Annotated in this window: 12 protein-coding genes; 5 read left to right on the forward strand and 7 right to left on the reverse strand. The window is 37.2% G+C overall.

Translation table 11 applies throughout. From position 1 onward, the window contains the following. Positions 1-3: 3 nt before the first annotated feature. The 4 genes from ABMA76_RS00670 to ABMA76_RS00685 all read right to left on the reverse strand — a co-directional run bounded on the left by ABMA76_RS00670 (position 4) and on the right by ABMA76_RS00685 (position 4,755). Positions 4-642, reverse strand: coding sequence for a YdcF family protein (locus tag ABMA76_RS00670; protein WP_392910498.1), 639 nt, complete (start codon positions 640-642; stop codon positions 4-6). A 13-nt stretch (positions 643-655) separates the two neighbouring features. Then, complete coding sequence (locus tag ABMA76_RS00675; RefSeq protein ID WP_392858290.1) at positions 656-1,042, reverse strand: Rid family detoxifying hydrolase; 387 nt, start codon at positions 1,040-1,042, stop codon at positions 656-658. A 16-nt stretch (positions 1,043-1,058) separates the two neighbouring features. Beyond that, entirely contained in the window at positions 1,059-3,392 is a 2,334-nt protein-coding gene (locus tag ABMA76_RS00680; RefSeq protein ID WP_392910496.1) for an NADP-dependent malic enzyme, read from the reverse strand. Between the two features lie 61 nt (positions 3,393-3,453). Further along, positions 3,454-4,755 (reverse strand): sodium:solute symporter, encoded by a 1,302-nt coding sequence (locus ABMA76_RS00685; protein WP_392910493.1) that lies wholly within the window; start codon positions 4,753-4,755, stop codon positions 3,454-3,456. A 174-nt stretch (positions 4,756-4,929) separates the two neighbouring features. Between ABMA76_RS00685 and ABMA76_RS00690 the strand changes: the two genes are divergently transcribed. Continuing rightward, entirely contained in the window at positions 4,930-5,859 is a 930-nt protein-coding gene (locus tag ABMA76_RS00690; protein WP_392910491.1) for a hydrogen peroxide-inducible genes activator, read from the forward strand. Between the two features lie 191 nt (positions 5,860-6,050). Then, entirely contained in the window at positions 6,051-7,196 is a 1,146-nt protein-coding gene (locus ABMA76_RS00695) for a trypsin-like serine peptidase (RefSeq protein ID WP_392910489.1), read from the forward strand. Between the two features lie 27 nt (positions 7,197-7,223). Here the strand turns inward: ABMA76_RS00695 and ABMA76_RS00700 are convergent, their stop codons facing one another. The 3 genes from ABMA76_RS00700 to ABMA76_RS00710 all read right to left on the reverse strand — a co-directional run bounded on the left by ABMA76_RS00700 (position 7,224) and on the right by ABMA76_RS00710 (position 10,821). Continuing rightward, complete coding sequence (locus ABMA76_RS00700; RefSeq protein WP_392910487.1) at positions 7,224-8,198, reverse strand: YheT family hydrolase; 975 nt, start codon at positions 8,196-8,198, stop codon at positions 7,224-7,226. Between the two features lie 107 nt (positions 8,199-8,305). Further along, a complete protein-coding gene (locus ABMA76_RS00705) occupies positions 8,306-10,012 on the reverse strand; it encodes an ABC transporter ATP-binding protein (RefSeq protein WP_392910485.1) in 1,707 nt (568 codons plus the stop codon). Positions 10,013-10,167: 155 nt separating this feature from the next. After that, the gene (locus ABMA76_RS00710) at positions 10,168-10,821 is read right to left on the reverse strand and encodes a lysophospholipid acyltransferase family protein (protein WP_392910483.1); all 654 of its coding nucleotides are present in this window, start codon (positions 10,819-10,821) and stop codon (positions 10,168-10,170) included. 267 nt (positions 10,822-11,088) lie between these two features. Between ABMA76_RS00710 and ABMA76_RS00715 the strand changes: the two genes are divergently transcribed. The 3 genes from ABMA76_RS00715 to ABMA76_RS00725 all read left to right on the forward strand — a co-directional run bounded on the left by ABMA76_RS00715 (position 11,089) and on the right by ABMA76_RS00725 (position 14,241). Further along, entirely contained in the window at positions 11,089-11,697 is a 609-nt protein-coding gene (locus tag ABMA76_RS00715; RefSeq protein WP_392910481.1) for a TetR/AcrR family transcriptional regulator, read from the forward strand. 74 nt (positions 11,698-11,771) lie between these two features. Then, the gene (locus ABMA76_RS00720) at positions 11,772-12,056 is read left to right on the forward strand and encodes a hypothetical protein (RefSeq protein WP_392910479.1); all 285 of its coding nucleotides are present in this window, start codon (positions 11,772-11,774) and stop codon (positions 12,054-12,056) included. A gap of 133 nt (positions 12,057-12,189) precedes the next feature. Then, positions 12,190-14,241 (forward strand): DUF4105 domain-containing protein, encoded by a 2,052-nt coding sequence (locus tag ABMA76_RS00725; RefSeq protein WP_392910477.1) that lies wholly within the window; start codon positions 12,190-12,192, stop codon positions 14,239-14,241. Positions 14,242-14,258 lie beyond the last annotated feature (17 nt).

Here is a 14,258-nt window from a genome sequence, read left to right on the forward strand (position 1 = left end):
ATTTTAATCTTCACTGGCCAAGGCCAAGTAAGTAAGTGTTCTGAAGTATTTAAATACTTCTTTGTAGATAATTTTAAGACTTCTGAAAGAGGTAAGTGGTGACTTCACTCCCCAGAAATAGAACTTGTAGTGATCGTTCTTACGACGACGATATTCGATTATCGATTTGATTCGAAGAATATGGTAATCATGTGACACAATCAATACTGAATCAATATTACTCTTTTTGCGAAGAGCTTGTAGTGTTTCTAATACGTTCTCATATGTATTTTTCGCATTGTAATCAATGTCGAGAAAATCATGGTTTATCTCATCAGTGATTTGATGACTTTGAATAAGAGTACTTACATTATTCTTTGTATGAACTCCTGAAATGAGAATATTCTCTTGATTATATTCCTTCGCTAAGCGAATTGCTTCTTGAATACGGCCTCTATCTCCAGTAAAGACGACGATAATATCAGGTCGCTTCTTATAGAAAGTTTCTTTAGTTTTAACATTTTCATTTTGAGAGTAGAGGATGAGGGTATATGAAAGAAGTGAGTAGCCTAGGATGAAAATAACAAACTTGGAGAAAAGCTCGAGGGCCTTTCTCCAAGATCTTGTTTGTTTTGTTTCAAATACATACTTCTTATCAAACATAAAACAGTATTATCTATCCTTTCGCTGCGATAACTTCAATTTCTACCACAGCTCCCTTAGGAAGTGCTGGAACTTGAACACAGCTTCTTGCTGGGTATGGAGCTGTAAAGTAAGCTTCATAAGCAGCATTAACCTCACCAAAATTGGCCAGGTCAGTAACAAAAATTGAAGTTTTGATGATGTGCTCACGAGTTAGGTTTTGAGACTCTAGAAGACCATCAATATTCTTCATAATTTGATTTAGTTGAGGAACAAATCCTTCTTGTAATTCACTAGTCGCTGGATCAATTCCAATTTGACCAGAAAAGAAGTAAGTTCCGTTATATTCAACACCTTGAGAGTATGTTCCTACTGCGCTTGGTGCCTTATCTGTTGCAATAATATTCTTTTTAAAGCTCATATAATAATCCTTCCTATTAGTCGTGCTTTGGCTCTTCTAATGACCTAAGGGCCGTTAAGCGACAAGAGTCAACGATCTCTTTAATTGAAGCTGTTCTTTGAATGATATTAACTGTCTGATTCATTGGAGCAAGAATTGGCCCAATAGCAGAAGCTTCACTCAGTTGAGCAAGTAGCTTGTAAGAGATATTTGCCGAGTTAAGTTCAGGGAAGATAAGAATATCGGCCGAACCACCAAGCTCACTAAAGTCAAATAGGTGATCCATGATTCCAGCATTAACTGCAACGTCTGCTTGCATTTCACCTTCAATGATAAGCTCTGGGTATTTTTCCTTTGCCATCTTTGTTGCATTCTTCATCTTCCTTGCACCTGGAAGTTTTGAATCCCCAAAGTTTGAGTAACTTAGGAAAGCAATTCTTGGCTCTCTTCTCATTAGTGACTTGTAAAGATGCTGAGTTGATTTCGCAATTTCAACAAGATCTTCAGCTGAAGGGTCTGGTTGTACTGTCGTATCAGCTAGGAATAGAACACGGTCTTTAAATACTAAGATGAAAACACCGGCAGCTTTCTTTCCTGCTTGGGCCCCTATTACACTTAGAGCTGGCTTTAGACAGTCACTGTAGTTTAGAGTTGGTCCAGCAATAAAAGCGTCTGCTAGCCCTTTCTTAACCATCATTGATCCATAGTAGTTTTCTTGGATCATTAGGTCTTCAGCTGCACTTAAAGAGACACCCTCTCTTTGTTTCATTTCACAGTATTCAGTGTAGAACTCTTTAAAGTTAGGTGCCTTACGTGGACGGATGATTTCTATACTTTCATCTAGAACCTCATCAAGGCTTAGTGACTTGATTTTTGCTCTAATATCATCTGGATGTCCAAGAAGAATTGGTTGAATTGTATCACCTTCAGCAAGAGTTTTTGCAACATGAAGAATTCTTGTGTTTACACCTTCTGCAAAAACCATTCTAACTTTTTTTCCATCACGAGCTTTAATTTGTGAAGCGAGACGGTCACGAACAGTTTTCATGAATGCACCAGAGGCCGATAGGCGACTTGCTAAGTGCTCTGAGTATTCTTGAAGGTCAGTAATCTGACTTCTTGCAACTCCTGTATCCATTGCAGCTTTTGCAACAGCAGGAGCAAGTCTAACAAGAACTCGTGTATCAAATGGCTTTGGAATAATGTAATTTTTTCCATATTTGAAGTCCTCACCTTGGTAAGCAAGTTTAACTTCATCAGGTACTTCTTCTTTTGCAAGATCAGCAAGAGCGTGAACTGCCGCAAGTTTCATTTCTTCATTGATCTTACGAGCACGAACATCTAGTGCACCTCTAAAGATTGAAGGGAAACCTAGTACGTTATTAACTTGGTTAGGGAAGTCAGAGCGTCCTGTAGCCATAATTGCATCATCACGTACTTCTTCAACTTCACTTGGTAGAATTTCAGGATCTGGGTTTGCCATTGCAAAAATGATTGGGCTCTTTGCCATTGTTTTAACCATTTCTTTTGTTAAAACACCCTTAGCTGAACAACCGATGAAAACATCAGCATCCACCATTGCATCACCTAGAGTTCTTGCATCAGTTTCTACTGCATATTTTTCTTTATATTCATTCATTCCATCTGCACGGCCTTTATAGATAACACCGCGAGAGTCAGTCATTAAAAGATTTTCATTCTTCACTCCAAGAGCGAAGAAGATGTTTGCACATGCCATTGAAGCAGCACCTGCACCTGAGAAGACAACCTTTACTTCTTCAATTTTCTTCTTAGATAACTCAAGAGCGTTAAGGAACCCAGCTGCTGCAATAATTGCAGTTCCATGTTGGTCATCATGGAAAACAGGAATATCCATTTTTTCAATTAGCTGCTTTTCAATTTCAAAACACTCTGGTGCTTTAATATCTTCAAGGTTAATACCACCAAAAGTTGGCTCAAGTGCTTTAACAACATTTACCATACCTTCAACAGTTGATTCCTCAACTTCGATATCGAAAACATCGATGTCAGCAAAGCGCTTGAAAAGAATCCCTTTTCCTTCCATTACTGGTTTACCTGCAGCTGCTCCAATATTTCCTAGACCAAGAACGGCCGTACCATTTGAAACAACACCAACAAGGTTACCTTTAGCAGTGTACTTGTAAACATCATCAGGGTTTTTCGCAATTTCTAAACATGGGTGAGCTACACCTGGCGAGTATGCCTTTGTTAGATCAGAAGCAGTTAAACATGGCTTTGTTGCAACTACTTCAATCTTTCCTGGTTTACCCATTGAGTGGTAATCAAGGGCCTTCTGAATTTTTTGAGCGTCCGCGCTCGATTTGTCTGTGACTTTTTTATTATCAGTCATATGTAATCCTTTGAACTTAAAATCCTACGAAATTAAGTACAAAGGATACACTTGTTGGCCCTTATCCGACTAGTTTTTTATCCCTAATTAGGTGATAAATGAACAGAGTTAGACTTGTTGCAATAATACCAATATAGAGCTCGTCAATATTGGCGTAGAAGCCAGATTTTGAAATATGACGCCACGTGGCCGTTGAGACAACTCCTACCAGACAGGCCGTCACAAACTGGTTATCACTAATTCGTTTCGGAAAGAGGTAACCATAGACAACTGGCAGCAATAGACATGATGCAGAAAATGAACCAAGAGTCTTCCAAACAGATTTTATATTTCCCTGGAAGTATTCAGACATAATCACTGTTAAAACGGCAACAAAAATAACTCCAAAGTGGTGAATCCAAATGCGACCCTTGTATTTCTTTGGTGCAAGGTCATAGGCCAGGTTTGTTCCAGCGATAAATAGGTAGGAATCGAGTGTTGATAATATTGTTGCAAGAATTCCCGCTAATAAAAATCCTTTAAGTCCATGAGGCAGGATTTGAATTGCATATGTTAGGTAAGCATGTGCACTCTGTGCATCTGGTATTGCGGCTTTTGCATACATCGCTCCAAACGTCGTACAGATATCGAAACAAAACCAGATGAAAGTTGAGATCAGAATACCCTTCTTTGAAACTTCTCCACTTGTGGCAGAAAAACAGCGTTGATAAAAGTTTGGATCAACTAGAGTTGAGAGGGCAATAAAACCCCAGACAAAAGTTGTTGCTAATGAGTTTTTACCCGTTAAAGACCAGTAGGACTCAGGTAGATTTGCTTTTAAATAGGAGATGCCACCAAACTCAAAGAAAGAGAATCCAAGAACTAAAGCAACTGCAAGACACATAACAAAGAATTGAATGAGGTCGGAAAATACAACTGACCTTAGCCCTCCCCACATAGAGTAGAGAACAACAAATCCAACGCCAAGACTTGTGTTAAGTAATAGCGATCCTCCAAAAATTAGTTGCAGAAAAATACCTAAACTAATTCCGTAAGCAATTGGGAGAACATTGAAGAAGTTGAAAACTGCGGTGAGTTTTGCTGAGCGTGGCCCAAACATTTTTTCAACTAAATCAGGTAGAGTAACCGCGTGATAAGGCTCAATTTTATCAATGAGAAAGAATGCAAAAATAATATAGGCGATGTACCAGAAAACACCTTGAGTGATAAAGTTGTAAATCCCCTGATTGAAGGCAATCTCAGTTACTCCAAATATTCCACCGTACCAAGTTGCAACAAGTGTTGCGACAAAAAGAGGTAGGGTGAGTCTTCTTCCCATGATCAGAAGATCGAGGAATGACTCTTTTTCTGTGGATTTATTCATGCGATATTGACCGTAAATAACACTGGCTATAGTTAAGCCTAAAATGGCAAAAAATATAAATAAGTCTAAAGATGATAGACTTTGAAATAAATCAATGCTGTTGTTCATATAGTCTCCGATTATGGAGTATGATATAGTATAGAAATTATAAATCAACCTTCAGGAACTCTTGTTATGACAATAACTCAACTGGAATATGTATTAGCAGTCGATAAACACCGTCACTTTAGAAAGGCATCTGAAGAGTGTCATGTTTCTCAACCAACATTGAGTATGCAAATTCAGAAGCTAGAAGATAGCTTAGGTTTTGTTATATTTGATCGCTCTAAGAATCCTATCGTTCCAACTATTGAAGGTGAAACTTTTATTGCTCAAGCTAGAGTTGTTAATAAAGAATTTAAAAAACTAAAAGATATTGCAAGTGATCCAATAGTCGGTATAGAAGGCGAGTTCAAACTAGGTGTAATTCCAACTTTAGCACCGTATCTTGTACCTCTTTTTTTAAGTCGCTTCGTAAAAGAATTTCCAAAAGTTGATCTTATTATTGAAGAGAGAACGACTGATGAAATTATTGAAAAACTTGATCGAGACGAATTAGATGCAGGACTTCTTGTTACTCCACTTCATAATAATCAGCTTGTTGAAAGAGTTTTGTTTTATGAACCACTCTATGGCTTTATTGCAAAAGATCACGAACTCTATCACAAGAGCCAATTAGAATATTCTGACCTAGACAAAGATGGGCTCTGGCTCCTTCAAGAAGGTCATTGTCTACGTGGCCAGGTCTTAAATCTTTGCCAGAAAGTTAAAGGCTTTCAGCACTTTGAAAGTGGATCCCTTGAGACAATTAAGAACCTTGTGGCCAAGGATAGTGGATATACGATTATTCCTCATCTCGATATGCTTGATTTAACAGGTGTTCGAAAGAAAATGATTCGCTCATTTACGCCTCCGGTACCAACTCGTGAAGTTTCAATAGTTTACGGCCGAATCTTCTACAAAGAGAAGGTTATTGATGTACTGGAAGGAATGATCCTTAAAGTTATTCCAAAAGAGCTTAAGAGCTTTAAAAACGCCGATTTTTCAATAATTCCTATTGATTAGGTGACATTTTAACACCTCTGCTTGTTGTAATTTTTGGTTAATTTCTTACATTTGCTTAACTTTAGGCATTATGGGCCTATAAAAAAGACACCCAGGTTCTTATATCATGTTTATTTTTCTATAAATTACTCAATCAACAAGTTCACAAAAGAGCTTGAAAGATTCCATAAGGAAGATTGGAGGAGAGGGTAATGTCAGTAAGAAGTTCCATGTTTTTATTAGTAGTTGTTTCCACATTCTTAACAGTTTCATGTGGGAAAAGTGTTCCAGCTTCAGCGGATGCAGATGTAGCAACAGGCTCAATCATTGTTGGCGATGTTAACTGGCAAGAAGTAATAGCTTTTGATGATTCTTCAGATATTAGAAAAAACTCAAAAGCAGTAGCTGATATTCAATTTTCAAACACTGGCCGTTGTACTGGCTTTTTAATCTCGGATAACGTTCTAATGACAAATCATCACTGCATCACAAGTGCAGCAGATGTTGTGGGAATGAAAGTTTTTATGAAACATGAAAAAGGTGTTTCAAAGTCAGGCCAAGGTGAGATCACATGTGATGAGTTCATCGGTAATGATGAGGAATTAGATTTTGCACTTGTTAAGTGTGAAGGGACGCCAGGTCAGACTTACGGTAAGGTTGTTTTAGATACAACTGAACCAGTAGAGGGAGATAGCGTTTATGTTATCCACCAAAACTGTGATTACTATACTGATTACAACTGTGACTGGACGAAGAAAGTATCTGAAGGAAAGGTTGTAGGACTTAGAGGAGATGTTTTATACGATGCTGACACTTTAGGAGGCTCATCTGGTTCACCAGTATTTAATGCAGACTCTGATAAGGTATATGCTATCCACCATGCTGGTTACGGCGGATGGGGAGGACGCGGAGTTTATAATGGTGCAGTATCAATGAGTCGAATTGTTCCATTTATCCTAGAAAACTTCCCAAGTGTTTTAGCGCAAGATCAAGATGATAGCGATTCAACAGATAAGCCAAGCTCTGATAATGATACAGCACAAACGGCAACAGAGTTAGGTTCAGGATTCTCTGAAAATGTTGAAATCGACAGTGAAGAAGATGTTGATTTCTATAAAGCTGAAATGAAAGCAGGTGAAGTTTTAGACTTTAGAATCTTCTTCTCACACAGCGAAGGTGATCTAGACTTTGAAGTTCTTAAGAAAATGGGATCATCTTTTAAAGTTGTCTCTCGTAAAGAATCGTCAAGTGACAATGAGGCCGTGAGATTAAGAGTGAATTCTTCTAATACTTACTATATCAAGGTTTATGGTTACGCGGGAGCAAAAGCAAAATATAAAGTTCAATTTAAAAAATAAAATAAGGCCTCCAATCGGAGGCCTTTCTTATATCTTCATTTTTAAAAAATCTAATATTCGCTGTTCATACCAATAATATTTCTCTGAAGGAGATTTGATAAAGCCCACGTGACCACCATTTCTTGGGACCTCGAGGAATAAATTACTTTTCCTTTGTGCCAGCTCATAGGGATAACTTTCTTCCGATAGGAAGGGATCATCGTAAGCATTCAGTATGTAGATTGGGACGCGAATCTTTTCCAAGTGAGAGATAGGTGAAGCCTCTTCACGATAGTGATAACCATCGCGATAGCCGTAAATTGGGGCAGTAACATACTCATCAAAATCATCAATATGCTTAATATTTTTTACTTTATTCAGATCTACTGGTAGCTCCATGAGCTTGGCCTTTTCAATAACCTTTTTTCTCATGGAATAAACAAAGACATGTCGATAAATATGGCGTGAAATTTCAGTTTTTAATTTCACTGAACAGCCATTTAAATCCATAGGAGAAGAGAGAATAAAGCCACGGTAAATCTTGTGATTTACGAGCTCTGGGTGTCGTCCTAGGTAGTTTGCTGTTATAGCACCACCAAGGCTTATACCCATGAGAGAAACATGATCGTAGTCTTCAGAAACACTATCAACGAGAAATTTTAAGTCATGATAGTCTTGAGCATTATAAAACTTTTGAGTGCGGTTTAGGGTACCTCCACAAGAACGCATATCCCAGGAGATGACATCATAACCTTGAGAGTTAAACTTCTTCATCATATCGAGAATGTATCGATCGCGGCCGTTACCCTCTAGTCCATGAGAGATGATGATAAGGTGTCTTTTCTCAAGAGGAGAGTCAGTTGATGATTTATAATATCGAAGAAAGTCACCATCTGGTGTCGTTAGAGTTCTCTTTTCAAATTTATGCTTTGGAGTTCTTCTAATAAAGAATGGAATGATCGTTTGTAGGTGACCATTTTGTAGAGACTGATGACAAGTATAGCTTGATTCGATAACAGGCATTTCGTTTCCTCCATCTCCGTATTATAGCGCAAAAAGTGAAAATAAAAAAAGGAGGTCATTGACCTCCTTTCTTATAAATTTATCTAAAATTTAGTTTAGAAAATTAATTAAAGTAGCTCTTTTGGAACGCCTCTAGGAATAGCGCTTAGAAGCTTCTTCGTATACTCATCTTGTGGGTTACGGTAAACCTCGTGTGCTGGACCGTATTCAACAATTTTACCTTTGTTCATTACACCAATTTCATCAGAGATGTACTTAACAACAGATAAGTCGTGTGAAATGAAGATGTAAGTAAGACCTAGTTCATCTTGAAGATCTTGAAGTAGGTTAAGTACTTGTGCTTGAACAGATACATCTAGTGCTGAAACTGACTCATCACAGATGATAAATTCTGGCTTAAGAGAAAGAGCACGAGCGATACAGATTCTTTGACGTTGACCACCAGAGAACTCATGTGGATAGCGGTTAAGGTGATCACCTTTAAGACCTACTTTTTCTAGAAGGTCAGCGGCCACTGCATATCTATCTTTCTTTGTTCCGCCGATACCGTGAATAACCATTGGTTCAGTTACAATGTCACCAATAGTCATACGTGGGTTAAGAGAAGAGTACGGGTCTTGGAAAATGATCTGCATTCTCTCACGCATCTCTCTCATTTGTGTTTTATTTAAATTAGTTACGTTAATACCGTCGTAAATTACTTCACCAGCTGTTGGTTCTAGTAGTCTAAGGATTGTACGGCCAAGAGTTGTTTTACCACAACCTGACTCACCAACTAGACCAAGTGTACGACCTTTTCTTACTTGAAGAGTTACATCGTCAACGGCCTTAAACCAATCAACTGTACGGCCAAAGATTCCACCTTTAATTGGGAAGTGCTTGTTGAAGTTCTTAACTTCTAGAAGTACTGGGTTATCAGTTTCATTAATATCTCTTGGTTTTTTCATTTCAAGAGATGAAACATCAATATCTTCTTTTGCATTTAGGAAGTCATCAACAGTAAGAAGCCTTACTGGGTTCTCATCTAGACTTGGACGACAAGCTAGGAGACCTTTTGTATAAGGGTGTTTTGGATTTTCAAAAAGTGCTTTTGTTGTATTTTGCTCAACTAGATCACCTCTGAACATAACCGCAACTTCATCAGCAATGTCAGCAATAACTGCTAGGTCGTGAGTAATGAAAAGCATACTCATATTATGTCTTCTTTGAAGATCAAACATTAGCTCAAGAACTTGCTTTTGAATTGTAACGTCAAGAGCTGTTGTCGGCTCGTCACAAATTAGAAGTTCTGGCTCACATGCCATTGCCATTGCGATCATTACACGTTGTTTTTGACCACCTGACATTTGGTGTGGATATTTATCAACTGATTCTTTTGGTGAAGGAATACCGACTTCTTCATAAAGTTCAATTGTTCTCTTACGAGCTTGTTCTTTATTCATTCCTTGGTGAAGCATAAGTACTTCATCAATTTGATTACCAGTTGTAAAAACTGGGTTTAAAGATGTCATTGGCTCTTGAAAGATCATTGCAATCTTATTACCACGAAGTTCTCTCATTCTTTCGTTAGAAACCTTTGTTAGGTCTTCACCATTGAATAGAATTTCACCTTCGCTAATTCTTCCAGGAGGGTTAGGAATAAGCCCCATAATTGCTAAAGATGTTACTGACTTACCTGAACCAGATTCACCAACAAGCCCAACAGTTTTTCCTTTAGGAATACTTAGGTTTAAGCTTTTTACGGCCTTAACTCTTTCATCTTCTGTTTGAAATTCAACTGTAAGGTTTTTAATTTCCAGCATATTCTCTGCCATAGCATCTCACTTTTTAAACAATATTGATCAATTCTTAATTATAATAAAATCTTTTTGAAATCTTAATAGTAACTTAAATTTGTACCACTAACGACACATTATTTCACGACTTAATTCATCAAAAAATCTCGACAATTTAATATGATTTCAATGACTTAGTATTCTACATGCTTACGAATTTGCTCTGCAAGAGCTTGTTGCGTTGTGACAATTTGCTCGCTATAAGTTTTTAAATAGTCATTATTTAGGTTTTCTACCTGAAATGGACGGCCATAGGCAACATAAATGCGACCAAATGGTTTTGGAATCTTCGTTTTATCCCAGCTTTTGCTAATACAAAAACGACGAGTTGATATTGACTGGATGCAAAGAACCGGTGCTTCGCATTCGTGACTAACGACTAGTATTCCTTTTTTGGGAACATAGCTTGGTCCACGAGGGCCGTCGACAGTGATGGCAGAATTGAGTCTATTCTCATTAATTTGCTCAATCATGGACTGTAGTGCCTTGGCCCCTCCACGAGAAGAGCTTCCTCGAGTTGGCGTAAAACCAAGTTTGGAAATTGTATCTGCGGCAAGGCTTCCATCTTTTGATTGAGAGGCCATTGTTACCATTCCAGTGTCTAGCTCTGTTAAGACTGAAGTAGGGTAGTGCTCGTGCCATACAGCTAAAGCGTAGTTACCGTACTTTCCCATCTTTTTAGCAAGATCTAAGTTCTCTGGGTTTAGAACAACAACTTTTGATGTGAATTTAACAAATCTTAGGTACCAAGAAACTAATGTAGGAACTAACTTTAATAATATAGACATTTAACCATTATCTCAAAATTAAGATTCTTCGTAAATTAAGCAATTTAAAAAAAACCAGTGTTTATATGTTAGACAATAACTTCTCAAAAAGTCCATATAATGGGCAATGATGAAGATCAGCTGACTAAATTTTTACCTACGAATTACCATCTTTTAACTTAATTAAGATGAGCGTCATCCATGAATCGACTATGATCAAAATAGAAAGAGTTCTCGACCAATTAGCTCGGGAGCTACTTGTTCTACGCTGACCATGAAGGAGGTGTTATGGCAGGTTTACGAGAAATCAAGAAACAGAGAACGCGAGAAATGATTCTAAAGAACTCAATGGAATTATTTACTCAAAAAGGGGTTGATGAAGTAGGAATGCGAGAATTGGCCCAGGTGTGTGGATTGGGGATTGGAACTTACTATAATTACTTTAAGTCGAAAGAGGATGTCATTTTCAGTCTATTTAGAGAAAATTTAAATTCTGCAATTACTAACAAGCCTTTCCGCGTTGAAGAAAATGAAACAAACGCAGATAATCTTGCAAATAATTACAAAGCGATTTTTCAAGAATTAATGATTCATAAGAATATCGCTGATGAATTTTTATCTCTTGCGTACAATACTAAGAATATGGCCGATAGTGACTCTGTTGCTGCGAGGTTGACTCCACAGATCGTTGATCTTTATTGGGGGTGGGTGCAACCACTGTTTAGAAGTGCTGGAATTATTATTCGCACTGAAGAGGAAGAAGGTTTTAGAAGAATGCTTTGGCATCATTTCCTATCAAGCTTTCATGCTTACACTTCTTCCTTTGGAGCAGAGGAGAGTATTGATTATATACGCTTCACTTCGCGCCACTTACTAGGTGGACTTAATTCGAATTAATAATAAGGGAGCTATGGCTCCCTTTTTACTTTAATTAAGTCTGCTCATATCGCAAGCTGTCCGAAATAGTGATTATGTCACTCAAGAAAATATTCTCAATTGTATTCTTCATCATTCTCTTATTATCATGTTTTAATGAGGGAGTGGATTCCCCCCTAAGAGCACCTGCTAGCATTTACCAGTATAAAGTTATTTCATATACATCTAGTGCAATCGAATGCCGAGGGCACGTTGATGAGAGAGATGTAGAGGGAACCCTTTTGGAAACAGTTCCTCTCGGGCCGCAAGGGCAAGCACCAATCAATATTTGCGGTGAAGAGCTAAGTACATTGAAGAGTGATCGAATTCGTCTTTACTAAATAGCAATGAACCAATTCAAAACTGGCATACCTATTGCAACATAATATTCCAAATAAAAGAAATTGAACGAAGTTACAGCCTTCTATCGACTTAATTGCTGAACAAACTTTGTACAACTGTTTAAGGAATATTATGCGAAACCTAATTTTCAAGAGTTTACTGACTACTTTATTAACGGGGGCGACATTTGCTTATAGTGGGCAAGTTCTTAAGCTTAATAAGGATAGCGTTCCAAAAGAATTTGTGAAAACTCTTGAAGTATTTATCACTCAGGTTGATGAAAAAATTCCTGCTTCAGTAAGAGATGCTATTGGTGAAAAAGTTGAAGTAACTTTCTCTGATTTTAAAGAGAATAAAAATATTAGAAATTTTCCAAAAGATCGTTGTAACGAATCTGTACCTATTAAGTACGGAAGTGTGAGTTATTTTAATCGCGATGAGATCAAGATTACGTCTCTGTTTATCAAAGAAATTATTAACGGTGATGAAAGTATTGAACAGTTTAACTGTGGCCATAAGAATTATGTGAGAAAAGCACAGGCAACGATTTTACACGAGCTAGCACACCTCTATGATCTAAAAAAGGTTAGAACAAAAGAGCATAAGCAAAAAGCAAGAGTTTGTCGTAACGAAAAAGAAGAGCGCAATCATTTAAGTGATGAGTGTCGTGCAGTTCTTTCCCAAGATACGAATCGAAACTCGATTAGTGGATTGTTTTCATTCTACAAACTTGCAAATTGGAAGAAAGGCTTCTTTTCTAAGAAGACAAAGAATCTTTCGTCGAAGAGATCTGTGGATGCATATGAATTTGAAAACTTAAAAGAGCATAATGCTGTTAACTTTGAGTTCTTCCTAATGGATAAAGAGTATAAGTGTAGAAGGCCATCTTACTACAAGTTCTATAGTGAACTACTTAATCATGTTCCATTTCCTAATTACGACTGTAAGATTTTTTCTGAGATCGTTCTGGATGACCTAAAGGTGACGAGAGATATCGATCCAAGTCGTGTATATCGAATTGATTACCTACTGGCTTCAAAAGGTGACTCAATGATCTCTGGGTTTGGTCACTCAATGTTTAGAATAGTTCTTTGTGCTCCTTTTAGAAAGAAGGTAGACGAGAAATGTTTAAAAGATAAGCTCTATCATGTCGTTCTTTCTTACCGTGCCAACGTAACAGATATTAAAAGTGACATGTTAAAAGGTGTTCTTGGTGGATATGACTCAGTTTTATTCATGCTCTCTTTCCCTGAGGTTATTAATGAGTATAACGGTGGAGAGTTAAGAGATCTTATTAGTCAGCCAATCTATTTATCAGAGGAACAAAAGAAGGACTTCATCAATAAAGTTTTAGAGATTTATTGGGAGTACGAAGGTGATTATAAATTTATCACTAATAACTGTGCATCAGAATCAAATGAGCTATTTCAATCAGCTCTACCAAATAATGAATTTGCTTATGAAAGAGTTATTCTACCTTATTCACTTCTCGATAAGTTCACTGAAAGTGAATTCTCAAATGAAGATGATCTAGAAAACCTTGAGAAGGCACAAAAGAAAGGAATGTTCTTTCCAAGTGATATCGAGCTTCTTAAAGAAGTGAAAAAGTCTTTGTTTGGTACTGAGGCGTCAGACTACAACATTAAAAGACGTCGTATTCCAGGGCGTGATCATAAGTACAAAACAGTAAAAAGAGAAAAATTTATTAAAGATATCTTAGAAGACTTTGATGTCGATCGTTTATTTGAAAAATTCGAAGAATTAAATGCTTTAAGTGAAACTGTTGATGTTGAAGGAAAGCTAAACGATCTTTCAATTCTAACAGGCGCAATCTTTAAAATTAAACAGTCTTCAATTGATGAAGAGGTTGGGAACTTTTTAGACAAGAATATGGAAGAAGAAACTCCACTTGGTAAGAGAATCCAAGAATGGAATGAAATGAGAAAGTCTAGTCGTGTGAAGGCAAATGACTCTAGTTACGGAATTCCATTAGTTTTAAGAGACTCTGACTTTGATAGACATAATGTTAAAAGCGCCGAGCTTGAAAAGATCGAAAATCAACTACTAGAAGACGTAAAAAGTAATTATGAAAAAGAGGTTCAGGACCTAGCAAGACTACTCGATTTAATTAGAAATATTCGTGATCAAGCAAGAATTATTTCAATGAAAGCATATAGCAAATAACAATTTATAAAAAAACA

This window comes from Halobacteriovorax sp. ZH5_bin.2 (assembly GCF_043196375.1).
In the GTDB taxonomy this organism is placed as follows: Bacteria; Bdellovibrionota; Bacteriovoracia; order Bacteriovoracales; family Bacteriovoracaceae; genus Halobacteriovorax_A.

Excerpts from the sequence above, each read along its gene's own strand:
- ABMA76_RS00670 (WP_392910498.1), bottom strand. The coding sequence starts at position 642 with ATGTTTGATAAGAAGTATGTATTTGAAACAAAACAAACAAGATCTTGG.
- ABMA76_RS00675 (WP_392858290.1), bottom strand. The coding sequence starts at position 1,042 with ATGAGCTTTAAAAAGAATATTATTGCAACAGATAAGGCACCAAGCGCA.
- ABMA76_RS00680 (WP_392910496.1), bottom strand. The coding sequence starts at position 3,392 with ATGACTGATAATAAAAAAGTCACAGACAAATCGAGCGCGGACGCTCAA.
- ABMA76_RS00685 (WP_392910493.1), bottom strand. The coding sequence starts at position 4,755 with ATGAATAAATCCACAGAAAAAGAGTCATTCCTCGATCTTCTGATCATG.
- ABMA76_RS00690 (WP_392910491.1), top strand. The coding sequence starts at position 4,930 with ATGACAATAACTCAACTGGAATATGTATTAGCAGTCGATAAACACCGT.
- ABMA76_RS00695 (WP_392910489.1), top strand. The coding sequence starts at position 6,051 with ATGTCAGTAAGAAGTTCCATGTTTTTATTAGTAGTTGTTTCCACATTC.
- ABMA76_RS00700 (WP_392910487.1), bottom strand. The coding sequence starts at position 8,198 with ATGCCTGTTATCGAATCAAGCTATACTTGTCATCAGTCTCTACAAAAT.
- ABMA76_RS00705 (WP_392910485.1), bottom strand. The coding sequence starts at position 10,012 with ATGGCAGAGAATATGCTGGAAATTAAAAACCTTACAGTTGAATTTCAA.
- ABMA76_RS00710 (WP_392910483.1), bottom strand. The coding sequence starts at position 10,821 with ATGTCTATATTATTAAAGTTAGTTCCTACATTAGTTTCTTGGTACCTA.
- ABMA76_RS00715 (WP_392910481.1), top strand. The coding sequence starts at position 11,089 with ATGGCAGGTTTACGAGAAATCAAGAAACAGAGAACGCGAGAAATGATT.
- ABMA76_RS00720 (WP_392910479.1), top strand. The coding sequence starts at position 11,772 with ATGTCACTCAAGAAAATATTCTCAATTGTATTCTTCATCATTCTCTTA.
- ABMA76_RS00725 (WP_392910477.1), top strand. The coding sequence starts at position 12,190 with ATGCGAAACCTAATTTTCAAGAGTTTACTGACTACTTTATTAACGGGG.